Raw genomic sequence first — 24,322 nt, forward strand, 5'->3', positions numbered from 1 at the left:
ACACACTGGTGCGGCGGCGAATCTCGTTGGTAGTGCTGAGGCTACCGTCGAACGCGATCAACATGGGTCACACCACTCGCAACGACAGTGCGACGACGAGTCTGGTCGCCGAATCGTCGAGGTCGAGGCCGGATATCTCGCCGACCCGACGTATCCGATATCGAAGTGTATTCGGGTGGATATTCAAGTCCTGCGCCGCTTTCCGGACATCGCCGAACCGGTCCAGGTATGCGCGCAGACTTGCGCTCAGCGATCCACCGGTCTCTCGATCAGCCGCGGCGATGGCTCGCACCCGCGAATCGACGAGGTCGGGATGCATGGCCAGGTAGCTGACGATTTCGCCGAGCAACACCCCGGTCTGCGACGCCTCGACCGTCGTCACATCGTCGATCAGATGGTGGCCCCCGATTGCGGCGTCGAGCACGCGGTCGGCTTGCACGCGCAGGTCGACTATGCCGCGCAGGCCCGACGTCGGCCCGGCGACAACTGCCCGTATCCGCCGGCCGAATAGTCGCGCGGCACCGGTGACAGCGGTATCCGCCCAGTCCCGAATATCGTTGGGCGCCAGTCCATCTGTCGGAACCACCGCGTACACCCTTGCCCCGATGGCCGCAGTCAGCGACAGCGGAGCGATCGCGCTTGCGTGCAGCGTGAGCGCGGCCAGTTCAGAGGTCGTCAGAGTAATTGTCTCGCTGACTGATTCGTCGAGAACACTGAAGGCCACGAGCATCACCTCCGTGTCCGTCGAAAGATTGAATTCGGTTGCGAGGTAGTCGAAGTCGATATCTGATCCGAAGGCGCCGAGCAACCGGCGGACAAGGTCGTCGTGCGCAGTCCCGGCAGCGCGTCGCCGTGCGATCACCCGTCCCGCGAGCGCTGCCGCACCGCGCAGCACCTGTTCGACGTCCTGCGCCCAGTCGTGCCCGGCGCGTTGAAGCCAGATGGTGCCGTAGAACTCACCGCCGCTGCCAGACCTTATCGGCATGGCAAGCCGCGCTTGCAAACCGAGGTCGGGATGCGCCGTTACCGCAACCACTTCGGTGGATTTGCGCACGGCGTCGAGCACACCCCAACGCCGTAACCAGGCCATCATCTCCGGTGGGCCTTCACGACCGAGAATAGACAGTCGGCGGAGTTCGTCGGCCCGCTCGTCGGCCGTGCTGTAGGCCAGGAGCTGAGCGCGTTCATCTTCGATATTCACCAACCCGCCGGTCTGTCGGGCCACTTCTGCCGCAAGAGTGAACAGGTCTTCGACGCGGCCTGATCGGCCGGTGTCACCGACGACGGCATCGTCGAGTACCCGGCTGATCACGTTGTAGATCCGTTCGGATCGGGCACGCGGATCAATCGCAACCACGACGACACCGGCCGCGACGAGCTCGTCGGAAATCCCCGCGGGCACGTTCTTCGCAAGCACCGTGGTCGGTAGCGATCCGACGTCAGACGCGGCGCGGAACCATGCTGCGATTGTCGCTACGTCGAGACCGACGAACAGAACGATGTCGGCGGCGCGTGCCGACGGCCCGACGCCGAGGTGTACGTCATCGGCATCCAAGAGCGCGACCGACGCTACGACGGGATCTACATTCGGGAAGCCAACCGACGATTCCACCGTATTGCCCAGCGCGGACAAAAGTTCACTTAGCCGCACCCCGCGGCCAGTGACCATGTCGCGCGCTTTGTCCATATGGACAAATACTACCGCCAATCATCATCTGATCGGCTATAGGCGCCGAGCGCTGTTCGGCGGTCAACTGGATACATGGACGCGATCACCTCGCCGCCCCGCGCGGTCAATGAACCCGTACACGACTATGCACCCGGATCGCCTGAACGATCGGCGATAGCTTCCGAACTCGACGCCGCATCAGCCGACGGTCGAGAATTCCCACATATCATCGGCGGCGTCGAACGGATGGGCAGCGGCGAATTGATCGACGTAGTGGAGCCGCACGCACATACAAGGCGACTCGGCACAATTGCGGACGCGACACACGCCGACGCACGTGCCGCGGTCGATGCCGCGCTGGCCGCCCGGCCGGACTGGGCCGCAACGCCTTTCGACGATCGCGCCGCGATTCTACTGCGTGCGGCGGACTTGCTCAGCGGACCCTGGCGTGAGCGGATCGCAGCAGCCACGATGCTTGGCCAGTCAAAGACGGTGCAGCAGGCAGAAATTGACAGTCCATGCGAACTCGTAGACTTCTGGCGATTCAACGTCGGCTTCGCTCGCGAATTACTGGCAGAGCAACCAGTGTCCTCACCGGGGGTATGGAATCGCCTCGACCACCGCCCTCTCGAGGGATTCGTGTACGCGATCACTCCGTTCAACTTCACCGCGATCGCCGGGAATCTGCCAACCTCACCGGCACTGATGGGAAATACCGTGGTGTGGAAACCTTCACCCACACAAGCATATTCGGCCCATCTCACGATGAGGGTACTCACCGAAGCAGGGCTGCCACCAGGTGTCATCAACCTGGTGAACGGCGACGGGCGAGCCGTGTCCGACGTAGCGCTCTGCGACGATCAGTTGGCAGGTATCCACTTCACCGGGTCGACGCCGACCTTTCAACATCTATGGCGCATAGTCGGCCAGAATCTGCCGACCTACCGGAACTACCCACGCTTGGTCGGCGAGACCGGCGGCAAAGACTTCATCGTCGCACATAGCTCGGCCGACCCCGACGTGCTGCGAACAGCTTTGGTGCGAGGCGCATTCGAGTATCAAGGGCAGAAGTGCTCGGCGGCGTCAAGAGCCTACGTGCCGCGGTCGGTATGGCAGCGGATGGGCGACGACTTCCTCGCCGAGACCGAGTCACTTCGCTACGGTGACGTGCGCGATCTCTCGAATTTCGGTGGCGCACTGATAGATCGGCGTGCCTTCGACAAGGCAGTCGCGGCCATCGACCGCGCCAAGAGTTCGCCGACGGTGACCGTAGCGGTCGGTGGTAACTGCGACGATTCTGTTGGGTACTTCGTTCGGCCGACGGTCCTACTGTCCGATGATCCGCACGACGAGGCCTTCGCGACCGAATATTTCGCGCCCATTCTCTCGGTCCACGTCTATGAGGACGCCGCCTACGAATCCATTCTGCCGGTGGTGGATTCGACGGCGGCCTACGCACTGACCGGGGCAGTGATCGCCCGCGACCGGAATGCGGTAGCCACCGCGATGTCGGCGCTGCGGTACGCGGCTGGCAACTTCTATATCAACGACAAGCCGACTGGAGCGGTGGTCGGGCAACAACCATTCGGCGGATCGCGAGCGTCGGGAACCAATGATAAAGCCGGGTCGCGTGCCAATCTCGCACGCTGGACGTCGACGCGCACGATCAAGGAGACGTTCGTTCCCCCGACGTCGTCGCCCTATCCGCATATGGCCGGTGAATGATGAGTGTGGTCTTCGATTCGGTGCTGCGCCCGGCGATCAACGCCGCAGCGTCGAGCCAGGCGATAAAGTCCTTCTCCCAACATAATTCACTGACGGCCAAGGTGGTCGACCGATTCGTCGCCGGTACCGACCGTACGGCACTGTTGGCGGTGCTGGGGCGGGAATTGGCTGACGGACTGTCGGTGACGGTCGACTACCTAGGCGAGGACGCCAACGAGGAGCCTGCCGCGGTGAGGACCGTACACGAGTACCTGGGCCTCATCGCGGCAATGTCGGCGATGAGTTCGTACGCTACGGCCGGCCGGATGGAAGTATCGGTCAAACTGACCGCGATCGGATTGACACTGCCAGAAAATGGCCGCAAGATCGCCACCGAAAATGCCCGAACGATCTGTGCCGCAGCGCATCACGCCGGGGTGCTGGTAACCCTCGACGCGGAGGCATCCAACACAGTCGACGACCGCTTGGAGATTCTGCGCGAGTTGCGATCGGAATATGCCCACGTCGGAACAGTGCTGCAAGCGTATCTGCGCCGAACCGAGGACGACTGCCGCAATCTGGCCGATGCACGAGTTCGGTTATGCAAAGGTGCCTATGCGGAACCGGCCTCGGTCTCCTTCGGACAGCGTCAACTGGTCGACGAGTCGTTCCTGCGCTGCCTGCGAATTCTCATGCGAGGCAACGGCTATCCGATGGTTGCTTCACATGATCCGGCCATGATCGCCGCGGCGATGGAATACGCCCGAGTGGCTGATCGTGACCTGGCGTCGTGGGAGTATCAGATGCTCTATGGCATCCGTACCGACGACATCGCCGATTGGTCGAATCAGGTTCGCAGGTGAGGGTTTACCTGCCCTACGGTCAGCAGTGGTACGGCTATTTCGTGCGACGCCTGGCTGAGAAGCCAGCGAATCTAACCTTCTTCGTTCGGTCATTAATCGGGCGATAAGGTGGCGCTACGCCCGTCCGGCGTCGTGCATTACGATCGCCACCTGTACGCGATTCGACACATCCAACTTGGTGAAAATCCTTGAGATATGGGCCTTTACCGTGGCAACGCTCATAAACAGCTCAGCAGCGATCTCCGCGTTCGATGCCCCTTTAGCCAGACAGAGGGCCACCTCGCGTTCGCGTGCGGTCAATGACTCCACCGCGCGCCGCGCCGGGACGGAACGGTCGTCACCGTGTCCGTCGACAACCTGTTTGATCAATGCTGCCGTCACCGTCGGGCTCAGCGCGGGTTGGCCGGCGAGCACGTTCTTGATCGCCGCCACGATGTCAGCCGGCGGAGTGTCCTTGAGCAGGAAGCCATCCGCCCCAACCGCCAGTGCGCGCACCACGTAGTCGTCTGCGTCGAAGGTCGTCAGCACAATCACCGCCGGCGGCGAATTGAGTCCCTTAAGCATCGCCGTCGCTTCGATCCCGTCCATCACCGGCATCCGCAAGTCCATCAGCAGCAGGTCGACAGGTTCGGCGTTATGCGTATCGAGCGCTTCACGCCCGTTACCCGCCTCGGCCACCACTTCCAAATCACGGTCGCCGCCCAGCAGAAGTTTCAAGCCGGAACGCACCAGTGGGTCGTCGTCAACGATCATCAAACGCGCGGTCATGTCTGCCACGGTAACCACACCCGCAGAATGAAGCGATTATCGGCGGTCTTCCGGTGTGACTCACGGCCACCGCTGAGTTCTACCCGTTCGGCCAAACCGACGAGACCAAACCCCGACGGTGGCGCGGAAAGAACAGTCGCGGCCAATGGCAGCGCATTGACAACTTCCAAATCGATACCGGATTCTTGATCGCCGGTGATCCGCACATGCACCGTCGCGGCGGGCGCATGCTTTCGCGCATTGGTCAGCGATTCTTGCACGCAGCGGTACAGGGTTCTTCCGACCGCCGACGGCAGCGTCGAAAAATCTACCGTCGCAGCGTATTCGATACGCATACCGGTATTTCGATTGTCATCGACCAGCGCGTCGATATCTTGCGGTCCGGCCTGTGGACTCTCTGGAGCCGCGTCACCCGGCCCCTCCCGCAGTACGCCGAGAACTTCCCGGAGCTCGGTGAGCGCCAAGTGCGAAGTCTCGGCGATCACTGTCGCCGTCTCGCGAACCTGTTGGGGGGGAAGGTCATCGCGGAACGCCAGTGCCCCCGCGTACATATTCACCGTCGAAATTCGATGTGCCAGAACATCATGCATCTCGCGAGCGATTCGGGTGCGTTCAGCTGTCCGTGCGCTGGCCACTTTGGCACTCTGCTCAGCTTCAGCCAGTTGTGCGCGAGACTGCCAGCTGGCCAACAGTTCTCGTCGCGAACCTATATACATCCCCCAGGCCACCATCATCCCGACGACCGCCGCGAGCACACCTACGTCGACATAGGTATTGGTTTCAGTTCCCGGCTCGCTGAAATACCGCGCCGATACGGCTCCACACACGAAGGAGAGGATGGCTTGCGGCACAATCTCACGCCAGCGCCGTCGAGTCGACAAGGAGACCAGAGCCAGCGTCGCCGGACCAGCCGACGTCGCGGAGACAAGTCCGGCGATATTGGTGAACGTCGCGATTGCCACCGGATACGACCGCCGCCACCAAACCGCCGCATAGGAAATGACGCCAAGCGCAAGGTCAGCGGCCAACCACCAGCGCGCATGCTCGAGTTGATAGTCCAACCGCGGCACGAACACGACTGCCGATAGGGCAACCATCAGTCCGAATCGCCACAGGGTGCTCCACCAACTCAGCGGTGGTTGGTAGTCCTCGGGGCGCACTCACCCACCGTAGACCGACTGTCGGCTCGCGGGCGTCAGCCTCGCGGCTGCCGACACCCCTACTTTGGTCGGTATCACTCTGGCCTGCCGCATGATGTGCCGATACCCCGGCACCCGCGAGCATAGAAGCCATGATCACAGTCGAACACCTCACCAAACGTTATGGCGACTACGTCGCTGTCGACGATGTCAGCTTCACCTGCAAGCCCGGTCAGGTCACCGGCTTCCTCGGCCCGAACGGCGCGGGAAAGTCGACCACCATGCGCATCATCGCCGGGCTGACCCCCGCGACGTCGGGAAGCGCGACACTTGGCGGCACACCGTATGCCGACATTCCCAATCCTGCGACACAGGTTGGTGTCCTGCTCGACGCGTCGGCACAGCATGCGGGCCGCACCGGTGAGGAAATCCTGCGCCTGTCGGCGATGACATTGGGCCTTCCGCGCAGTCGCGTCGATGAGGTCCTCGACATGGTCAGCCTCACTTCCGAGGAAGCCGGACGTCGTGTCCGCAACTACTCACTTGGCATGCGTCAGCGCCTCGGCATCGGAAACGCTCTGCTCGGCGACCCGCATATCCTGATTCTGGACGAGCCGGCCAACGGCCTCGATCCGGCCGGAATCCATTGGATGCGTTCACTTCTGCGTAATTACGCTGACCGTGGCGGCACGGTTCTGCTGTCGTCTCATCTACTGCACGAGATCGAGATCATCGCCGACGACATCGTCGTGATCGGGCACGGACATATCGTCGCTCAAGGCACCAAAGACGAACTGCTCGCCGGTGCGGGCACAAAAGTCATCTCAGCCGATGACGCCGCGCTCTGGCAGGCACTGCATGCCGCTGGAATCAGTGCACAGCAGGCCGCCGGCGGCGGTTTCACCGTCGACGCCGCTCCCGCCGACGTCGGGCGGATCGCATTCGATTCACGCATCCCCCTCGTCGAACTGCGTCCCGGTGACGGTGCGCGCCTCGAGGAGATGTTCCTCCAACTCACCCAGCAGACCCAGCGCGAGCAGCCAGTCCTTCAAGGAGTCCCCTCATGACCACCGTCGCACCGCCCGTGACCATCAATACCGCGGCCGCCCCAATTCCGTTGAGCCGCTTGATCAAAGTGGAGTTGCGCAAACTCGTCGACACCCGCGCCGGATTCTGGCTCGTCGCGTCGATCGGGGTGATCACGGCGGTCGTCGTCGTCGCGATGCTGATCGCCAACGCGAACACCCCCGAGAAGCTGACCTACAGCGAGTTCTTCGGGATGATGAACATGCCGACCGCGATCATCCTGCCGATCCTGGCCATCTTGCTGGTGACCGGCGAGTGGAGCCAACGGACCGCGCTGACGACGTTCACGATGGAACCTCGCCGAGAGCGGATCGTGCTCGCCAAGTTGGGCGCGGCGGTGATCGCCGCCATCGGAGCTGTCGCACTGTCACTCGTCGTCGGAGCCATCGGCAATGTTATCGCCGGGATCGCGTATGGCGATCCGGCCGGGGCATGGACATTCACGGCAGCCAACCTGGTGAATTCCTTTGTGCTGCAGATCTTTGGCCTGTTGCTCGGATTCGGTTTGGCCGCGTTGATTCTCAATACCCCCGGCGCGATCGTCGCCTACTTCGCATTGCCGAGTGTGCTCGGCATCGTCGGCGGAATGGTGCCGTGGTTCCACGACAACCTGGGTCAGTGGATCGACACGACGCAGACCAACGAGCCCTTCCAGTCCAGCGACTGGGCGTCGGGTGGCGAGTGGACCAAACTGATCGTCTCCGCACTGATTTGGATCGCGATCCCGTTGGGCTTGGGCATCTTGCGAATCCTGCGGTCGGAAGTGAAGTAGCACCGCCCGCACGGCATCGTTGAGCGGCAGTTTCCAGCCAGATAGGTCGGCTGGAATCTGCCGTTTCGGCGTCTGCGACGGAGGTGTGCCCCCGCTGGCACCCAAGCAGCAGCTTGCATCCCAGCTGAAACCTGCACCCTCAACATCGGCGAGGGAAGTACGCCCCCGCGCAGTCTCCAGCCACAGATACCAGCCACCTCAGACTCAAGCCTGCGCCCTCAACGCCGACGAGGGGCACCCTCCCTCACCGACGCCCCAACCGCAGGCACCAGCCAAAGCCAACTCAGTCCCGCCCGACGCCGCTACCGCCCCGCAGCGGCTACTCGCGCCGCTATCGCGTCGACGAATACGGTCTTGATGTCGTCGGCACTCTTCGCCACATACGACGTTCCGCCGGTTGTGTCGGCGATCTGCTTGAGCGAGTCAGTGTCGGCATCGTCGGAGATACCGATAGTCAAGATCAAGACCGGCCGTGCCGGATCTTCCAGGCGTTTGAGCTCCGACAGCAGCGTATCGAGGCTAATGCTGTTCGGATCCTCATTCTCGCCGTCAGTCATGATGATGACGCTGTTGGAGTAGTTCGGGTCGTAACTGTCCTGAACCTTCTTGAACGCGGCCAGCGTGGTGTCGTAGAGGCCGGTGCCGCCGCCGAGGTCGCTCAGACCGCGACGGACCGCGTCACCGAGGTAGTCGCGGTGTGTCTTTCCTCCCGACGCCGGTGCATCGAGCCGGCGGATCGGCGCCAATTCTTGCCAGTCCTGTCCGGACCCACCCTTGTCGATCGAAAACGCCCAACCACCGATCTGAGTGTTGTTGGGGAACAACTTCAGTCCGGTCAGCGATGCCTGCAGCAGCAGATCCGCGCGGGTGCCGTCACCCGAGCCGGCCGACTGCTCCATCGAGCCCGACGTGTCTTCGACGACGAGCGTCCGGATCGGTACGCCAAGGACTTGCCACTGACGCAACGCTTTATCCACCTGCGTCGGGTCCTTGAGGTTCAGCAGCTCGACGTTGCCAAGCCCAGAATTACCCGGCAGCGCGGCGCCATCGGCACCGCGATACCCCGCCTCGTGCAAGATACTCTGCCCGTCACCACCATTGATGGTGTCCGACAACACTTTTCCGGCCGCAGCCGCGTCGTCATGCCGCGCCGACGACGCAGTGTTGACCATTGGATAGTCCAACATCACCGTGCCGTCCGACGGCGCCTTCTGCTTCAGCTCCGACCCCGGGTGGGTACGGGCGAATAGCAGGAACTGCTGCTCGGTGGTCACCACGGGCACGTTCGACGTATTCGCCAAGTTGAGCCGCGTGCCCTCGTTGTCGTTCGCCAGTCGCGCGTTATTCTGTTGCACCGCAAGCACTGTCATCGCATCGGTCAGCTGTTTCTGCTGCAGTGTCCCGGCGTTGACCTCTGCCAGCGCACCGATGATGGGCGCGTCACCGGTCGAGGTATCGATCGGTGATCCCATCCGCAGGTCCGGAAGTTTCATCACATCGGTCCAACTCGCCAGTGCGGGAACCTGTTTGCCGACGACGACTACCGGCGATTTCGCAGTCGACTCGTTGACTAGATCAAGGTTGCGACGTACCTGGGTGGTGACCCGACGCGCCTGTGTCTGCGAGTCGGCGACCCATAGATCGGGTGCCTTGTCGCCCTGCGTCAGTAGGCCCGGCGCATCCGCACCGGCCAGTGTACTGACCGTGAAGTCGTAGCACGAGTTGTCAGATGCCTTCTGCGCCAGCGCTTTGAGCGATCCGGTCATCGTCTGGTCAGACGCCACTGACACCTGCGTCCGATCGCCGCACCCTCCGACGACGCCGGATCGCCACAGGACGAGGCCGGTCACCAATGCGGCGACGACGAGCAATGCGAGTAGACCCCAAAGGATTCCGGCCCGACGCGATGATCCCGTGTCCCGGTGGTCGAAACCGAATGTGTCGTCACCGGGTTTCTGGTCCGCCACCAGCGGACCCGATGTCGTGCGACGCGAGGTCGACTCAGCACGGTCTGAAACCGGTTGATTCGCAGGGCCGTCCGACGACCGCACCGCGCGGCCTGGTCCGGCATACCCCGACTGACCCGGTCCGCGCGGATCGACCTCGGGCAGCCGATGGCTCCCTGTGTCCGGTCGCCCGCTGCCTTGCGATTCGGTGTCATCACCCGAGGTGTGCCGTCCCATAGTGCCTCTACTCCTAGCGCCCAGTCAGCCGAATGTTTCCCGGAATCGTCGCAGCGATTCCTGGAGGTCGCCCTTGGTCGCCATCGCGGCGGCCTTGCCTGCCGGACCGATGAGCGGCAGACCCCCGAGTTCCACGGTGAAGGTAACAGTCGATCCGTCGCCGGATGGGGCAATGGCCAGATCAATCTTGGCTTTCACCCCGCCCTTGCCGCTACCTTTGAACCGCACGCCGCGCGGTGCGTCGAAATGTTCGATGACCCAATCGAAGCGCACGCGCGCACCTTTGAGTTTGATGATCGATGCCACCTTGGTGCCGACGCCAAGCTCGCCGGGGGCGGGCACTTCACTTCGCCATCCGTCGTGCAAGACCAGCCAGTCCTCGAAGCGAGAGAGGTCGGACGCGAATTTCCAGGTATCTTCCGGGGAGATGTCCACAACAATGGAGTCGCTCGTTTTTGCCATGAACGCAGACAATACTGTGATCGACCGCGCTCGCGACCTGTTGGGTGCCCGACTCGTCGGTCATGGTGTGACCGCGATCATCACCGAGGTTGAGGCTTATGCCGGAATCGACGACCCGGCATCGCACGCATTCACCCGTACGCCGAGGTCGGAGATCATGTACGGCCCGCCCTGGCGGCTATACGTCTACCGCATTCACGGACACCACTGTGCCAATGTCGTGACCGGACCGACCGAGCAGGCGTCGGCGGTTCTGATCCGTGCCGGACGCATCGACGGCGGCGTCGCCCTCGCACGCGAACGTCGGGGGCCAGTTCCCGACAATTACCTGGCACGCGGGCCGGGAAATTTCACCAAAGCGCTCGGGATAACCATCGCCGACCTGGGAACCGACCTGACGACTGCGACGCCGGTCTATCTGGACCGCGGTAGCGACACCTCGGCCGTCGAGATCTCGTCCGGTCCGCGCGTTGGCGTACGACACGCGGCGAACCGACCGTGGCGGTTCTGGATTTCCGATGACCCGACGGTCTCGGCCTACCGTCGGCACGCGAAAACAAGCGATCAGATCTAACCTCGTCCGCTAAACCACAATCGCCGTCGTCTCGTATGAGCGAGACGACGGCGATAGAAGTGTGACCGGGTTACTGCTGCTGCGGCGGCTTGTTCTCCTCCGAACCGACAGCCTTCTTGACGGCGTCCTGCGCCTTGTCAACCTGACCCGCGTATTTGCCCTTGGTGACCTTGTCGATGGCGTCGCCACCCTTGTCGACCAGGCTCGGGTTGCTCTTGAGTGCCGACTTCGCCTTATCGATCAAGCCTTTGAGATCCATCTCTGGCCCCTTCGTCACGCGAAGGCCGTTCCTTCGCACCGGCTCCCAGTCTAAGACGAGCCGCCTTGGCCCCGCACTACTCGGGGCAGGACTCGTGACGTTATCTCGACGGCCACGATAGCGACTGCGGCGCTAATCAATGCGGTGCTGTTCATCGCCCAATTCGTCGAGTCGAGTTTGAACATATCCTGCGTCCAGGGCCAGGCGAAGATGATCAAGTATGCCCCGACCGACGCGGTCAGCAAAAGCACTTTCCACCAGGTATATGGCCTCGCGACAACGGCCAACACATAGACGGCGACGGCGATCAACGTCATCAACGTCGCTGTCGATGCCTGTGTTTGCTCGGCGCTCATCGCGACGGTGTCCTCAGAACCAAGAGCCCGCCCCTGTCCACCGGGGTTGACGATCACGTACGTGACGAATGTCGCGATGCCGACGATGAGTCCGTTGGGTACCGCCTGGGTCAATACGCGACGTACGAAGCCGGTACGTGCCCGTTCGTTGTTGGGCGCCAACGAGAGTACGAATGCCGGGATGCCGATGGTGAACCATGCGGAGATAGTGACGTGGATCGGCTGGAACGGATAGCTAAGTGAATCGAAACCGAAGATCTTTCCCGCCACACCGGCAATGCCGATAAGCAGCGCCAGGAATACCGCGTATACGGTTTTGGTGAGGAACAGATTCGAGACTCGCTCGATATTTCCGATCACCCGACGACCCTCGCCGACGACGTAGGGCAATGTGGCGAATTTGTTGTCCAGCAACACAATCTGCGCGACTGACCGTGCCGCTGAACTACCCGATCCCATCGCTACGCCGATGTCGGCGTCTTTGAGCGCCAAGACGTCGTTGACGCCGTCACCGGTCATCGCAACCGTGTTATCCCGCGACTGCAATGCCTTGACCATCGCCCGCTTCTGGTCGGGGCGTACTCGCCCGAAGGTTACTCCGCTCTCCACCGCGTCGGCGAGTTCGCTTTGGTCACTTGGCAATTCGCGGGCATCGACCGAGGTGTCGGCATTACCCAAACCAAGCGACTCGGCTACCGCACCGACCGATCGAGCATTGTCACCCGAGATCACTTTGACGTCGACCCGTTGCGAGGCGAAGTAGTCGAGCGTTTCCCTGGCATCCGACCGAACTCGCTGCTCAAGCACCACCAAGCCAGCTGGTTCGAGCGTGCCGGGCACTGTCGAGTCGCCGGTCGGCTCGGCGTCGACGGGCCGATCGGTACGTGCGAGGAGCAGGACACGCAATCCACTTTCGCCGATTCGTGTTGCCTTGCGGGCGGTTTCGCTCTGCGGGTCAAGCAGGACGTCGGGCGCACCGATAAGCCAGTTGCCAGTGTCGGCGCCAGAGGTGTCGTCACGGAATGACATTCCGCTCCACTTCTTGGCTGAGGTGAACGGCATGACCGCGGTCGTCGACCAATTGGGCGCCGAGGGATATGCCTCGGCGACGGCGGCGATACTCGCGTTCGGGCGTGGATCGCGAGCTGCCAAGGCGGCCAGTACTTCTCGGTATCGGTCGTCGGGCGTATCGTCACCCGTCGCCGAGACCACGTCCGAGAGCCGCATACCGTTCTCGGTCAACGTGCCGGTCTTATCCGCACAGACCACGTTGACGCGCGCCAGACCTTCGATCGCGGGCAACTCGTTGACCAGGCACTGTCGCTGTCCCAGGCGAACCACGCCGACTGCGAACGCGATCGAGGTCATCAGGACCAGGCCCTCGGGAACCATCGGCACCAGTGCCGCGACCATACCGAGAATAGAGTCCTTCCAACCGCTCTTACTGATGAACAGCTGGTTGACGATGGTCAGAATTCCAGCCGGAATCAGCAGCCACGTAATGACTTTCAGGATCTGGTTGATTCCGCTGCGCAACTCCGACGCCACCAGGGTGAACTTCGACGCCTCGGCCGCCAACTGGGCAGCGTAGGCGTCGGCGCCGACTTTGGTCGCGCGATAGGCGCCGATGCCCGAGACCACGAAACTGCCGGACAGGATCTGATCGCCTGGCGTCTTATCGACCGCATCGGCTTCCCCGGTCAACAGCGATTCGTCGACGTCGAGTGCGCCAGCCTCCACGGTTTCGCCATCGACGACGACCTGGTCACCGGGTCCGATTTCGATAATGTCGTCGAGCACGATCTCGTCGGGCGCCACCTCCTGCGCCACCCCGTCGCGGCGTACCGTCGGGCGGGTCTGGCCGACGATGGCCAGTTTGTCGAGGGTCTGCTTGGCCCGGATCTCCTGGATGATGCCGATCGCGCTGTTCGCGACGATCAACAGGCCGAACAGTCCGTTGATCATCGATCCGGTCACCGCGACCAACGCGAACAGGACACCCAGAATCGCATTGATACGGGTGAAGATGTTGGCGCGCACAATATCTGACACGGTGCGGCCGGAGCGGTCGGGTAGGGTATTCACCTGTCCCGATGAAACCCGTTGTGCCACTTCGGCCGAGGTAAGACCGGGATTGGCACTCTTCACCAACACGTTCTCGCTCATGCGGATCGCTCCCACCAGTCGGGGCGCACGGTGCCCGATCCGGTGCGGGTCACCAGGTCGATGTCGCCACCAGGTTGGGGCGTCAGGACTGTCACCGATTCAGCTGCGGCACTGGCCAACACCCGTGCCATCGGGTCACCCCAGGTATGCCGGGCAAGGTTGAAGGTGCCCCAGTGGATAGGTAGGAGCACCGCGTCGGCACCCAGGTCTCCGGTCAACATCCGGTGAATCTGAACCGCTTCTTCGGGATTGACGTGAATATCCGGCCACAGGACGTCGTAAGCGCCGGCCGCGATGAGAGTCAGGTGGAAGGGCCCCAACCGTGCCCCGACGTCGGCGTAACTTTCGGTGAAGCCGGTATCGCCCGAGAAGAACGCTCGATGCTCCTTGCCTACGATCGCCCAACTGACCCACTGAGTCAGGTTGCGCGCCAGGCCCCGTCCGGAGAAATGGCGGGCCGGCGTTGCAGTGAACGTCAACGTTCCACCGGTGGCTGCCACCTCGATCTGACCGTGCCAATCGGTCTGCCGAATTCGAGTGGCGGGAATCCCCCAGCTCAGCAAATGCGCACCGACACCAATCGGAGCGACGAAGACAGCATCGGGTTGGGTTCGCGACAACTCGATGACACTGCTCATGTCTAGATGGTCGTAGTGATCGTGGCTAATCAACACGACATCGAGTTTCGGCAAGTCGGCGATTGCGCACGGCGTCGGATGCATCCGGCCCGGTCCGACGAGCTGTGACGGCGAACATCGCCGGGAGAACACCGGATCGGTAAGCACGCGCGAACCATCGATTTCCAGCAGAGCGGTCGCATGGCCGAGCCACGTCACCGCAAGGTCGCGAGCTTGGTGCGCGAAATCGGGGGTGGTGACGACGATCGGCCGACTCGGCCGACCGGGGCGGCGAATCATGTCACTCACGGCACCCGCCGGGCTGCCGTTCATCGGGATCGGCGGCTCCAGGTTGCCGAACCGGCCGTCGCGCAAAAACTCCGACCCGACGACGTGTGGTGCGATGTCAGCCGCGGAGGCGCCAACCGCCCGCGCCGGCGTCACCCCGCGCGCTGCCAGATTATCGGTGACGGTGGCCGCCGCACGGGCTCCGAAGGCTGCCGCTTGCGCCAAGGTTGATGTGCTCATTTGAACCACACTAATCGTGCTCGACGAGGGTTAGGCGTTAGCCGTCGCGCGTGGCGACGCCACGCTAGGATTTGTCACGAACCGATCACAGGTCGATTCCGACAATCAATCGGCATACGCCGTACCAGCGAAGGAGATCGACGCCAGATGACAAGGATGTCGGTGGAGGATCGCCGCTCGGCGCTCATCAGTGCGGCCTACCGGGTAATCGCCGACCTTGGCGTCGAGGGCGCGACCACCCGACGGATCTGTGCCCAAGCCGGTATGCCGCTGGCGAGTTTCCACTACGCGTTCGAGAGTCGGACCGCTTTGCTGCGCGCGGTGATCGACACCGCGGTACCCAGCGACCTCGGCGCGGTGCTCGACGCCATCTCCCCGGGCACCAATCCACAAGGCGAGGGCATCGAACACCTTCGTGCCAACATGTATGAGAACCTCGACACTTTTTACGAGATGCTGCGTGCTGATCCCGGCCGAATGCAGGCGACGATCTCCCTCGGCATTTACGCGCATAACCACCCTGAACTCGACGACGCCGGCAAAGTTATGTATGAACGTCTCTACGCGATCGCCGGTGACGGATTGCGGGTCGGCGCTGCCCGTGCGAACGTCGAATTCAACGTACCCGTAAGCGATTTGGCGCCGCTGATGATCGCGACCACCAACGCGATCACGCTCACCTACCTCAGCACCGCTGACGACAAGGTGGTCCGTCAGCTGATTACCGCCGTCGTCAATGTAATGATTGAGCATGCCCAACCCCTCTGAAGCGCTCTGGCAATCCGATCCTGACACGTACTGGCGCAGCATCGATGCTGCGGCACGCGCGGCGCGGCTCGACTCCCCGGCGCTGATCATCGATCAGGGCGCACTCGAGCACAACATCGCCGATCTTCGACGGCGCGCCGGCGGCGTCCCGATTCGGGTCGCGAGCAAATCGCTTCGAGTGCGTTCGGTCATCGGCGACATTCTCAGCCGGGATGATTTTGCGGGCGTATTGGCCTACTCCGTCGACGAAGCACGTTGGCTGGCAACCGAACTCGGCATCCCGGACGTACTGATGGGCTACCCAACCACATCGCGCGGCGCGATCGGCAGGTTCCTCGCCGACGACATCGCACGTGAACGCGTGACGCTGTTGGTTGATTCCACTGAACATCTGGACCTCATCGATTCCGTCGGCGCGCCCGGGCAGCGCGGCACAGTACGCATCGCGATCGACCTCGACGCATCCCTGCGACTGGCCTTCGGTCTGGTCCATATCGGGGTGCGCCGTTCTCCGGTACACCGGCCCGCCGACGCGGAAGCGCTGGCACGCGCGATCGCCGAACGGCCGGGATTCAAATTGGTCGGCGTGATGTCATACGAGGCGCAGGTCGCGGGCGTCGGAAACCAGGTAGCCGGCGCGAGAGTGAAGAATCGCGTGGTCGCCACAATGCAGGATCGTTCGATGTCGGAACTGCGCAAGCGCCGTGGTGCGGCCATCGCCGCGATCTCCCGGCATGCCGAACTTGAGTTCGTGAACGCCGGTGGCACCGGATCATTGGAGGAGACCGCAACGGATTCCTCGGTGACCGACATCGCCGCGGGCAGCGGCTTCTTCGGCGGACACCTCTTCGACAATTACGCGCACTTTCACCCCGCCCCGGCGATGGCTTTCGGCCTCGACGTGGTGCGCCGGCCGACACCTAACATCATCACCTGCCTCGGTGGCGGATGGATCGCATCCGGCCCCGCCGCACCGGATCGGCTCCCTAAACCTGTTTGGCCACAAGAACTTTCCTATATCGGCACCGAGGCAGCCGGCGAAGTTCAAACGCCGTTACGCGGCGAAGCTGCACATGGCCGCAACCTCGGGGACCGAGTATGGTTTCGTCATACCAAATCCGGCGAGGCGGCCGAACACGCAAACGAAGTCGCCATCATCGACCGCGATGCCGACGGCGGACCCCGTGTCGTTGACGTGGTGCCGACCTACCGGGGTGAAGGAAAGAGCTTCCTGTGAGCCCTCACGAGCAGACACCCGCGACAGCCGTCAGTAGATGGCGCAATTGGGGTGGTACGGAGACTGCGGATCCGGTGTCAGTACGTCGGCCGAGGTCGGAAACCGATGTGGCCGAACTGATCTCCGATGCCCGCGAACATGGCTTGACGGTGAAGCCGATCGGTGCGGGACATAGCTTCTCGGGCATCGCGGTGGCACCTGGAGTGCAGGTGACACTAGAGAATCTGCGGGGATTGCGGAGTGTCGACTCACAAACCGGCCGAGTAACCCTCGGCGCGGGTACCCATCTCTACGAGATGCCTGAGCTACTTGCACCGCACGGTCTCGCGATGCCCAATCTCGGCGACATCGACAAGCAGACGTTGGCCGGGGCGACGTCGACCGGCACTCATGGCACCGGGGTTGGCTTCGGCGGAATCTCCACGCAGATCGTCGCTGCGACGCTGGTGGACGGGACCGGGACGGTACGCCGCATTGAGGAATCCGATCGAGATCTCAAGGCGGTCGCGCTGGGGCTGGGAGCACTTGGCATCGTGACCGAGGTGACACTGCAGTGTGTGCCGGCCTTCACGCTGACCGCGGTCGAAGCTCCCGGACACGTCGACGAGGTGCTGGAATCGTTCGGCGACAATGTCACGAGACACGACCACTACGAGTTCTACTGGTTCCCGCACACCGAGTGCACGTTGACCAAGACGAATACGCGCGGTCCCGCCGATACGCCGGCGTCGGGGCCGGGCAGGATACGTCGCTACATCGACGACGAACTGCTCAGCAACAGTATGCTCGGGCTTCTTTGCGGGATCGGCGCGCGCTGGCCGCAGGTGGTGCCGACTTTCAATAACATTGCGGGACGAGCACTTTCGCCCCGCACCATCACCGACCTGTCGACCAAGGTATTCGCGTCCGAGCGCAATGTCCGCTTCCGGGAGATGGAATACGCGATTCCGTTAGAAGCCGTGCCGACCGCCGTACGCGAGGTGCGTTCGATGATCGAGCGGCGTGGGTATCGAGTGAGTTTCCCGATCGAGGTGCGCGCGGCGGCGGCCGACGATCTGATGCTGTCGACGGCGTCGGGTCGGGTGAGCGGATACATTGCGGCGCATCGGTATTCGGGTGATGACGCTACCGACTCGCAGAAATACTTCGACGACGTCGAAGCGATCATGATTGCCCACCAAGGCCGTCCGCACTGGGGCAAGATGAATACCCGCGACGCCGACTACCTACGGTCGGTGTACCCGAAATTCGACGACTTCGGCAAGGTTCGGGAACGCTTTGACCCCGAACGGGTATTCAGCAACCCCTATCTGGAGCGGGTGCTGGGGTAGGTAGCGCCGTCGGTCGAGTGCTGACCACGAGAGATCCAACCGCCAGTTCCCTAGCGTCCCTTGTATACGGGTACTCGCTTTTCTGTCCTCGCGGCGCGCCCCTCGGCCAAATCTTCACTCTGCCATGCCTTCAGCATCGCATCGATGCGGTCCTGGGGCGCCGAGTCACGCGCACCGTCGCCGTTGAGCACCAGCTTGTAGTGCTGCAGGGTCAGCGGCGCGAGCGACGCTATCGTGGTTGCCCAATGCTGGGCATCGGTGAGGTCGCCGATGCGGTTGGCGAAACCGAGCGCGTGGGCTCGATCCGCCGATAGTGGATCACAGCCGATCAGCATTCCGCGCGCCTGCCCCGAACCGACTAGCGACACCAGCCGTCGGATGGTCCACTCATCCACGGCCACACCGATTTTCGCGGCCGGAATACCAGCCAGCGCGTCGGGTGCCATCACTCTCAGATCGGCGGCCATCGCCAATTGCAATCCGGCGCCGAGCGCCGAACCGTTCAGGGCCGCGATAACCGGCACCGGAGTCGATTCGATCTGCTGCAATGTCGCGACGAGCTTTTCCAGGAATGCCGGGTCATAGACGGCGCCGGAGAGGTCAGCGCCCGCACTGAAGACGCTACCGCGCCCGGTAAGCACGATCGCCCGCGACCCGTCGCTGGCCGCGGTGGCGAACGCGTCTGAGAGTTGAGCCACCATCTGCTCGTCCAGAGCATTGCGCTTGGCTTCTCGGGCCAGTTCGATCGTGGTCACGGAGTCGGTAGTTGAGCTGAAAATCATGGGCAATAACCTACCGCGCCGCGGCGCATGCCACAGTGATAACTGTGAGCGCTGATGCAGTAATCGACATCGACCCTGGTGAGGCACCACTCGCACATTCCGATGTACTCGTAATCGGCGGTGGGCAGGCGGGGTTGTCCGGCGCCTACTACCTAGAACATTTCGGCCTGAGCGATCGCTACCAACTACTCGACGCCGCGCCGCGCCCGGGCGGGGCGTGGCAGTTCCGTTGGCCAACACTCACGCTCGCCGGAACCAACCGCGTGCACGATCTGCCCGGTTTGGGCCTGGTAGAAGCACTCGGCGAAGACGAACTCCACGACGGCATGGTGCGGGCATCGAGCGCGGTGCCGCGATACTACGAACTGTACGAGGAGAAGTTCGGGCTGACGGTGCGCAGGCCAGTCCGGGTGCGGTCGGTGCGAAGGTCGGACGATGGGTCACTATTCCTCACTCGGGTCACCGGGTCAGGCGCGGCAGCCCGAGACGACGGGGCCGAATTCGAGATCACCTCGAAGACGATCATCAACGCGACCGGCACCTGGGAGCGTCCGTTCATACCGCATGTGCCCGGCATAGAGGAATTCGGCGGACGGCAGCTGCACACCCACGACTACAGCGGACCATCGGACTTCGCGAACAAGCGAGTACTGGTGGTCGGTGCCGGTATCTCGGCGGTGCAGTTACTCATCGAGATCGCACGCAATGCGCCTGGGGTACAGACGTTTTGGACATCGCGAACCGAGCCGTCCTTCGGGCCAGCGGACTTCAACCCCGACCGGGGCCGCGAAGCGGTTGCCCGGGTCGAGGAACGGGTCCGGGCCGGCCTGCCACCCACGTCGGTGGTGTCGGTGACCGGACTGCCACTAACGCCGGCTATCGCCGCCGCCCGAGAGGATGGGATTCTCGCCGACTGGCGACCCATGTTCGGACGGATAACTCCGTCCGGCGTCGCCTGGGATTGCGGAGCGCTGGCGGGCGAGACCCTTGACGTCGATGTGATCTTCTGGAATACCGGATTCCGCAGTTCTCTCGATCATCTATCTCCCTTACGCCTGCGTGGTCCGGGCGGTGGAATCGTAATGACCGGACGGCTCGCCACGACTGTCGCCGACGATCCGCGGATCCAATTGATCGGTTACGGGCCGTCGGCGTCAACGATCGGCGCGAACCGAGCGGGCCGTGAGGCCGCGCGAAACGTTGCGGAGTTCTTGACTGGCGACGACACCTGAAATCTCGTCCCCTCAGGGGACGTTGCCCAGACCACTTGAACCTGCGGGCATATTGCCCTTCACGGGCACTGACAGGGATGAGGTCTTCTGATCGAACGACTAGCTATCTCTCGTCTTGACATTCTGTTGTGTTTTCACAACACTATGTCATGTGAGTCCTGTCAGACGTGGGGATAAGCTCCCAATCTTCAACCGCATCGCCGTGTTGCGTGCCGAGCGGTCGATGTCGCGTGCTCAGCTCGCCGAACTGGTCGACATCAATATGCAGTCGGTCGGCGCACTCGAACGCGGCGACAACTACCCCAGTCTCGACTTGGCCTTCCGAATTTGTGCGGTGTTCTCACTGCCCGTCGAGGCAGTGTTCAGCCGCGTTCCGTTCGGCGCGATGTCGACCGAGCTCTACGGGCGCGCCGACGAGCCAGCCCGCGCCGCCCCGCGATCCGACCATTCGAAAGGCGCCTCGCAATGACGACCGATCCGCACTCACCGCTCCCCGAAGCGGCGACACCCAGGCTCTGGCGCCGCTATGAAGCGTGGCGCACTCGCATGCACGACACCTTTGTTCGCAAGAACGGTCACCGCCTACCGACGTGGCATAACCGCCGAGGCGCCCGGCGAGCCGCACGGCTGCTGATCCTCAACCTCCTTCTCATCCTGATCAGCTCAGTCGTTGCCTACTTCTCATGGTGGTTCTCCATCCCGTTCGTCATCGGCATCGTGGGCTGTATCGCCGCGCAGTACGTGCTGCGCATCGTGTCCGGCTCAATCGCCGACACTCCCGCACCAGCGCTGGACGAGTTTCAGCTCGCCAAGCGAAATGCCGCGCGTTCAATAAGTTTCGGCATTCTCGTCGGCCTGATGTTCGTGCCGTACTTCATCCTCATCTTCTTGTCGAGCTGGCACGACGATGGCGTGCCGTCCCAATATGTCTACGGTGCGGCCATCACCCAGATCGCGCTTCTATTGACCGGAACCATGACCCCCACCCTGCTGACGGCATGGTGGACCACCGATCCCGATCCGGACGATTTCGACCCCGACACAACCGAAAGTGACCCACGATGAGCCACGCCCTCCATGTCCGCAACCTCGCGAAACGCTACGGTGATCTCGTTGCGCTGCAAGATGTTTCGTTCTCCGTCGCACCTGGTGAGATCTTCGGGTTCGTCGGCAGCAACGGTGCGGGCAAATCGACGACGATGCGAATCATCCTCGGCGTCCTATCCTCCGACTCCGGCTCGGTCACGATCGGCGATGACCCCATCGATTTCTCCACTCGCCGCAACATCGGCTATATGCCCGAGGAACGGGGCCTGTACCCCAAGATGAAGGTCGGGCAGCAACTCTCGTATCTCGCACGGCTACACGGCTTTTCACCCGATGACGCCGCCGCGAGCGTTACCCGCTGGACCGAACGACTCGGCATCGGAGAACGCATCAACGACAATGTCGGCGACCTGTCACTCGGCAATCAGCAACGGGTGCAGCTTGCCGCCGCCCTGGTGCACGACCCCAACGTCCTCGTGCTCGACGAACCCTTTTCCGGCCTCGACCCGGTCGCCGTCGACGTCATGAGCGAGGTACTGCGCGAAAAGGCGAATACCGGTGTGCCGGTGTTGTTCTCGTCCCATCAACTCGACCTGGTCCAGCAGCTCTGTGATCGCGTCGGCGTCATCGTCAAGGGTGCGATGCGTGCGGTCGGCACCGTAGATGAGCTCCGGTCGGGTCATGGCGCGGTTCTCGAAGTAGTCGGTCCCCCGACAACTCTCACGTGGGCGAACGGCCTGCGCGGAGTTCTCGACGTGGCCCACGACGGCGTCACGACTCGACTCACCCTGGATCAGTCCGTCGCCGACGACCAGGAGATCTTGCACGCTGCGCTGGCCACGGGGCCGGTCCACCAATTCCGAACCAGCAAACCCAGCCTGACCGAGATCTTCCGAGAGGTGGTTTCCGCATGAACGCCCGATCCGCGATTTGGCTTGTGGCACAACGTGAAATCGTGACACGCGCCAAGACCCGCTCCTTCCTGATCACCACCGCTCTCATGATGGTGGTCATCGTGGTTGGCGCAATAGTGCTGGCGCTGGTCACCGGCGGCGACGACCGGCAACGCGTCGGCATCACCGGCGATGGCACGGCGACCATCAGCGAGACATTGCCCAGCGTGGGTGATCAACTCGGTGTGCCGATCGAGGTGGTCCGCATCGACAATGCCGCGCAGGCGCGCAGTCAGGTGGCCGACGGCAGTCTCGATGCGGCAATCGTCGCGACGTCCCCCGGAAACTTCGTCGCGGTGAGCAAGAACCAGATCGATCCCCAACTCGACGGCGCGATTCGAAGCACCATCGATTCGGTGAGCATGACGAGCGCGTTGTCAGCGCGCGGCGTCGACGCAAAGTCACTGCCCGCTATCACGGTTAATGCCGAGCAGACCACGCCGCGCAAACCCGACGCCGACCAACGGATTGCCATCGCGCTCATCGGAACGATTCTGTTGATGATGGCAATCATGACCGGCGGTTCGATGGTTGCCGTCGGGGTCGTCGAGGAGAAGACTTCTCGCGTCGTCGAGATCCTGCTGGCCACTATCAAACCGCTGCACTTGCTGTGGGGCAAAATTCTGGGTATCGGTGCCATCGCACTGGCTCAGGTTCTGATCCTTGGAGCGACGGCGGTGATCGCCGGCAAAGCAACCGGGCTGTTGACACTGCCCGGCCTGGCCGGCGGGGTGTTCGCGGCCGTACTCATCTGGTTCGTGCTCGGATTCCTCTTCTTCGCGACGCTCTACGCGGCCACGGGTGCATTGGTATCGCGTCAGGAGGAGCTCAATGCGAGTTCGGCTCCACTGACCATCCTGGCGCTGGCCGTCGTGTACTCGGCGACCTTCGGCATCAACGCTCTGGACTCAACGCTCATCCAGACGCTGAGCTGGATTCCGCCATTCAGCGCGGCGTTGATGCCGATGCGGATCGCTACCGGCGACACCGATACGTTCCAGATCGTCGGGACGCTGATACTTATGATCGTGGCCTGCGCGATCGCGGCGTGGACGGCTGCCAAAATTTACCAACGGTCGATCCTGCGAACCGGATCACGGGTGAAATGGATCGAAGCGCTGACCTCGCGCGGCTAACCGCCCCTGACGTCGACCTCGACAACACCGAGTGGCAAGATAACTTCACCGACATGATGTGATGTACGCGATAATCGTTATATCAAGTGGTATCAACCACCCGGTTAGTGAGGATGTTGAGGACATGCGCAGATGGATGATCTTCGGAGCTACCGCGGCTACCGTGGCTTTCGCCGGAACCACGGTCGCCGCGACTAGCGCACCGGCCGCCACCCGGGGTGACGTCATCAGTTTCAGCGTGGCCTCGGCGACGTCCTGGGGCACCATCTCCTATTACAACGGCGTCAATATTCTGCGCCAGCAGCATGACTTCGCACTCACCGAGAAGGGCCCAGACGGTCTCTACCGCCGCACGATAACCTTCCCCAGTTCGGTACCTCGCCAGATCTTGGGCCTGCGTATGCAGAGCGAAGGCGATACAGCACAGTGTCAGATCTCGGTGAACGGCAAAGTCCGCAGTCGCGGTGTCGCACACGGATTCCGGTCGTCGGCTTTATGTAGCTGAGTTCAGCTGGAACTCAGCGATATCGGCCAGTACGTCATCCCCATATCCGCCTGAAGGTCGGGCATGGTCAGATCTGTGCTGTGTAACACGCTGCCGCACATCTGAGTTGGGCGCCGCCGACGCCAGAACAGTTCCGTGAAACAGAAAATGTCCCCGTGACGTGAGCAGACGGCACTATTGCGTCT

The 24,322-nt window shown here is 62.6% G+C and carries 22 protein-coding genes and 1 pseudogene; 14 read left to right on the forward strand and 9 right to left on the reverse strand.

All coding sequences use genetic code 11. The features are described 5' to 3' along the window. Positions 1-67 precede the first annotated feature (67 nt). The gene (locus AAFP29_RS17355) at positions 68-1,687 is read right to left on the reverse strand and encodes a PucR family transcriptional regulator (RefSeq protein WP_419218638.1); all 1,620 of its coding nucleotides are present in this window, start codon (positions 1,685-1,687) and stop codon (positions 68-70) included. A gap of 75 nt (positions 1,688-1,762) precedes the next feature. On the opposite strand from AAFP29_RS17355, the gene pruA reads away from it, so the two are divergent. Further along, the gene (gene pruA / locus AAFP29_RS17360; RefSeq protein ID WP_419218639.1) at positions 1,763-3,394 is read left to right on the forward strand and encodes an L-glutamate gamma-semialdehyde dehydrogenase; all 1,632 of its coding nucleotides are present in this window, start codon (positions 1,763-1,765) and stop codon (positions 3,392-3,394) included. Further along, positions 3,394-4,343 (forward strand): annotated as a pseudogene (locus tag AAFP29_RS17365) (proline dehydrogenase family protein). The gene pruA and the pseudogene AAFP29_RS17365 overlap by 1 nt, the downstream one beginning before the upstream one ends. Before the next feature lie 7 nt (positions 4,344-4,350). Here the strand turns inward: AAFP29_RS17365 and AAFP29_RS17370 are convergent. Both AAFP29_RS17370 and AAFP29_RS17375 read right to left on the reverse strand, forming a co-directional pair. After that, positions 4,351-5,004, reverse strand: a complete 654-nt coding sequence (locus AAFP29_RS17370) for a response regulator (RefSeq protein ID WP_419218640.1) — start codon at positions 5,002-5,004, stop codon at positions 4,351-4,353. Continuing rightward, entirely contained in the window at positions 5,001-6,164 is a 1,164-nt protein-coding gene (locus AAFP29_RS17375) for a sensor histidine kinase (protein WP_419218641.1), read from the reverse strand. The genes AAFP29_RS17370 and AAFP29_RS17375 overlap by 4 nt, the downstream gene beginning before the upstream one ends. Before the next feature lie 131 nt (positions 6,165-6,295). Here AAFP29_RS17375 and AAFP29_RS17380 point away from each other — a divergent pair, with 131 nt between their 5' ends. Together AAFP29_RS17380 and AAFP29_RS17385 are read left to right on the forward strand one after the other, a co-directional pair. Next, a complete protein-coding gene (locus AAFP29_RS17380; protein ID WP_419218642.1) occupies positions 6,296-7,210 on the forward strand; it encodes an ABC transporter ATP-binding protein in 915 nt (304 codons plus the stop codon). Continuing rightward, positions 7,207-8,001 carry an ABC transporter permease gene (locus AAFP29_RS17385; RefSeq protein WP_419218643.1) on the forward strand — a complete coding sequence of 265 codons (795 nt, stop codon included), beginning with the start codon at positions 7,207-7,209 and terminating at the stop codon, positions 7,999-8,001. The genes AAFP29_RS17380 and AAFP29_RS17385 overlap by 4 nt, the downstream gene beginning before the upstream one ends. A gap of 302 nt (positions 8,002-8,303) precedes the next feature. Here AAFP29_RS17385 and AAFP29_RS17390 read toward each other — a convergent pair whose 3' ends face one another. Both AAFP29_RS17390 and AAFP29_RS17395 read right to left on the reverse strand, forming a co-directional pair. Next, on the reverse strand, positions 8,304-10,184 hold the full coding sequence (locus AAFP29_RS17390; RefSeq protein WP_419218644.1) for a substrate-binding domain-containing protein: 1,881 nt from the start codon (positions 10,182-10,184) through the stop codon (positions 8,304-8,306). A gap of 24 nt (positions 10,185-10,208) precedes the next feature. Next, on the reverse strand, positions 10,209-10,646 hold the full coding sequence (locus tag AAFP29_RS17395) for an SRPBCC family protein (protein WP_419218645.1): 438 nt from the start codon (positions 10,644-10,646) through the stop codon (positions 10,209-10,211). On the opposite strand from AAFP29_RS17395, the gene AAFP29_RS17400 reads away from it, so the two are divergent. Next, positions 10,624-11,220: a DNA-3-methyladenine glycosylase gene (locus tag AAFP29_RS17400; protein ID WP_419218646.1), complete on the forward strand. Its 597-nt coding sequence runs from the start codon at positions 10,624-10,626 to the stop codon at positions 11,218-11,220. The genes AAFP29_RS17395 and AAFP29_RS17400 overlap by 23 nt on opposite strands. Positions 11,221-11,290: 70 nt before the next feature. Here AAFP29_RS17400 and AAFP29_RS17405 read toward each other — a convergent pair whose 3' ends face one another. From AAFP29_RS17405 to AAFP29_RS17415, 3 genes are read right to left on the reverse strand one after another with little or no spacing between them, the layout of a single operon-like run. Then, positions 11,291-11,479 (reverse strand): antitoxin, encoded by a 189-nt coding sequence (locus AAFP29_RS17405; protein WP_419218766.1) that lies wholly within the window; start codon positions 11,477-11,479, stop codon positions 11,291-11,293. A gap of 50 nt (positions 11,480-11,529) precedes the next feature. Further along, positions 11,530-14,001: an HAD-IC family P-type ATPase gene (locus tag AAFP29_RS17410; RefSeq protein ID WP_419218647.1), complete on the reverse strand. Its 2,472-nt coding sequence runs from the start codon at positions 13,999-14,001 to the stop codon at positions 11,530-11,532. Beyond that, complete coding sequence (locus AAFP29_RS17415) at positions 13,998-15,146, reverse strand: MBL fold metallo-hydrolase (RefSeq protein WP_419218648.1); 1,149 nt, start codon at positions 15,144-15,146, stop codon at positions 13,998-14,000. Before AAFP29_RS17415 ends, AAFP29_RS17410 begins: the two co-directional genes overlap by 4 nt. Positions 15,147-15,293: 147 nt before the next feature. Between AAFP29_RS17415 and AAFP29_RS17420 the strand changes: the two genes are divergently transcribed. From AAFP29_RS17420 to AAFP29_RS17430, 3 genes are read left to right on the forward strand one after another with little or no spacing between them, the layout of a single operon-like run. Then, complete coding sequence (locus AAFP29_RS17420) at positions 15,294-15,914, forward strand: TetR/AcrR family transcriptional regulator (protein ID WP_419218649.1); 621 nt, start codon at positions 15,294-15,296, stop codon at positions 15,912-15,914. Next, positions 15,898-17,151 (forward strand): alanine racemase, encoded by a 1,254-nt coding sequence (locus tag AAFP29_RS17425; RefSeq protein WP_419218650.1) that lies wholly within the window; start codon positions 15,898-15,900, stop codon positions 17,149-17,151. The genes AAFP29_RS17420 and AAFP29_RS17425 overlap by 17 nt, the downstream gene beginning before the upstream one ends. After that, positions 17,148-18,482, forward strand: a complete 1,335-nt coding sequence (locus tag AAFP29_RS17430) for a D-arabinono-1,4-lactone oxidase (protein WP_419218651.1) — start codon at positions 17,148-17,150, stop codon at positions 18,480-18,482. The genes AAFP29_RS17425 and AAFP29_RS17430 overlap by 4 nt, the downstream gene beginning before the upstream one ends. 50 nt (positions 18,483-18,532) lie before the next feature. Here AAFP29_RS17430 and AAFP29_RS17435 read toward each other — a convergent pair whose 3' ends face one another. Next, entirely contained in the window at positions 18,533-19,264 is a 732-nt protein-coding gene (locus AAFP29_RS17435) for an enoyl-CoA hydratase (RefSeq protein WP_419218652.1), read from the reverse strand. Between the two features lie 44 nt (positions 19,265-19,308). On the opposite strand from AAFP29_RS17435, the gene AAFP29_RS17440 reads away from it, so the two are divergent. From AAFP29_RS17440 to AAFP29_RS17465, 6 genes are all read left to right on the forward strand, one after another. Beyond that, a complete protein-coding gene (locus AAFP29_RS17440) occupies positions 19,309-20,496 on the forward strand; it encodes an FAD-dependent oxidoreductase (RefSeq protein WP_419218653.1) in 1,188 nt (395 codons plus the stop codon). A gap of 151 nt (positions 20,497-20,647) precedes the next feature. Beyond that, positions 20,648-20,965, forward strand: a complete 318-nt coding sequence (locus tag AAFP29_RS17445; protein ID WP_419218654.1) for a helix-turn-helix transcriptional regulator — start codon at positions 20,648-20,650, stop codon at positions 20,963-20,965. Beyond that, on the forward strand, positions 20,962-21,561 hold the full coding sequence (locus AAFP29_RS17450) for a hypothetical protein (RefSeq protein ID WP_419218655.1): 600 nt from the start codon (positions 20,962-20,964) through the stop codon (positions 21,559-21,561). Before AAFP29_RS17445 ends, AAFP29_RS17450 begins: the two co-directional genes overlap by 4 nt. Further along, a complete protein-coding gene (locus AAFP29_RS17455; protein ID WP_419218656.1) occupies positions 21,558-22,457 on the forward strand; it encodes an ABC transporter ATP-binding protein in 900 nt (299 codons plus the stop codon). The genes AAFP29_RS17450 and AAFP29_RS17455 overlap by 4 nt, the downstream gene beginning before the upstream one ends. Beyond that, entirely contained in the window at positions 22,454-23,632 is a 1,179-nt protein-coding gene (locus AAFP29_RS17460; RefSeq protein WP_419218657.1) for an ABC transporter permease, read from the forward strand. Before AAFP29_RS17455 ends, AAFP29_RS17460 begins: the two co-directional genes overlap by 4 nt. 124 nt (positions 23,633-23,756) lie before the next feature. Then, a complete protein-coding gene (locus tag AAFP29_RS17465) occupies positions 23,757-24,137 on the forward strand; it encodes a hypothetical protein (protein ID WP_419218658.1) in 381 nt (126 codons plus the stop codon). The last annotated feature ends 185 nt before the right edge of the window (positions 24,138-24,322 follow it).

Source organism: Gordonia sp. CPCC 205333 (assembly GCF_048537885.1).
Classification (GTDB): Bacteria; Actinomycetota; Actinomycetes; order Mycobacteriales; family Mycobacteriaceae; genus Gordonia.

Bases quoted from the DNA above. Each gene is read 5' to 3' on its own strand.
- AAFP29_RS17355 (WP_419218638.1), bottom strand. From the start codon at position 1,687: ATGGACAAAGCGCGCGACATGGTCACTGGCCGCGGGGTGCGGCTAAGT.
- AAFP29_RS17390 (WP_419218644.1), bottom strand. From the start codon at position 10,184: ATGGGACGGCACACCTCGGGTGATGACACCGAATCGCAAGGCAGCGGG.
- AAFP29_RS17435 (WP_419218652.1), bottom strand. From the start codon at position 19,264: ATGATTTTCAGCTCAACTACCGACTCCGTGACCACGATCGAACTGGCC.
- AAFP29_RS17425 (WP_419218650.1), top strand. From the start codon at position 15,898: ATGCCCAACCCCTCTGAAGCGCTCTGGCAATCCGATCCTGACACGTAC.
- AAFP29_RS17370 (WP_419218640.1), bottom strand. From the start codon at position 5,004: ATGACCGCGCGTTTGATGATCGTTGACGACGACCCACTGGTGCGTTCC.
- AAFP29_RS17405 (WP_419218766.1), bottom strand. From the start codon at position 11,479: ATGGATCTCAAAGGCTTGATCGATAAGGCGAAGTCGGCACTCAAGAGC.
- AAFP29_RS17415 (WP_419218648.1), bottom strand. From the start codon at position 15,146: ATGAGCACATCAACCTTGGCGCAAGCGGCAGCCTTCGGAGCCCGTGCG.
- pruA (WP_419218639.1), top strand. From the start codon at position 1,763: ATGGACGCGATCACCTCGCCGCCCCGCGCGGTCAATGAACCCGTACAC.
- AAFP29_RS17460 (WP_419218657.1), top strand. From the start codon at position 22,454: ATGAACGCCCGATCCGCGATTTGGCTTGTGGCACAACGTGAAATCGTG.
- AAFP29_RS17380 (WP_419218642.1), top strand. From the start codon at position 6,296: ATGATCACAGTCGAACACCTCACCAAACGTTATGGCGACTACGTCGCT.
- AAFP29_RS17455 (WP_419218656.1), top strand. From the start codon at position 21,558: ATGAGCCACGCCCTCCATGTCCGCAACCTCGCGAAACGCTACGGTGAT.
- AAFP29_RS17465 (WP_419218658.1), top strand. From the start codon at position 23,757: ATGCGCAGATGGATGATCTTCGGAGCTACCGCGGCTACCGTGGCTTTC.
- AAFP29_RS17385 (WP_419218643.1), top strand. From the start codon at position 7,207: ATGACCACCGTCGCACCGCCCGTGACCATCAATACCGCGGCCGCCCCA.
- AAFP29_RS17420 (WP_419218649.1), top strand. From the start codon at position 15,294: ATGACAAGGATGTCGGTGGAGGATCGCCGCTCGGCGCTCATCAGTGCG.
- AAFP29_RS17395 (WP_419218645.1), bottom strand. From the start codon at position 10,646: ATGGCAAAAACGAGCGACTCCATTGTTGTGGACATCTCCCCGGAAGAT.
- AAFP29_RS17410 (WP_419218647.1), bottom strand. From the start codon at position 14,001: ATGAGCGAGAACGTGTTGGTGAAGAGTGCCAATCCCGGTCTTACCTCG.
- AAFP29_RS17400 (WP_419218646.1), top strand. From the start codon at position 10,624: ATGGAGTCGCTCGTTTTTGCCATGAACGCAGACAATACTGTGATCGAC.
- AAFP29_RS17450 (WP_419218655.1), top strand. From the start codon at position 20,962: ATGACGACCGATCCGCACTCACCGCTCCCCGAAGCGGCGACACCCAGG.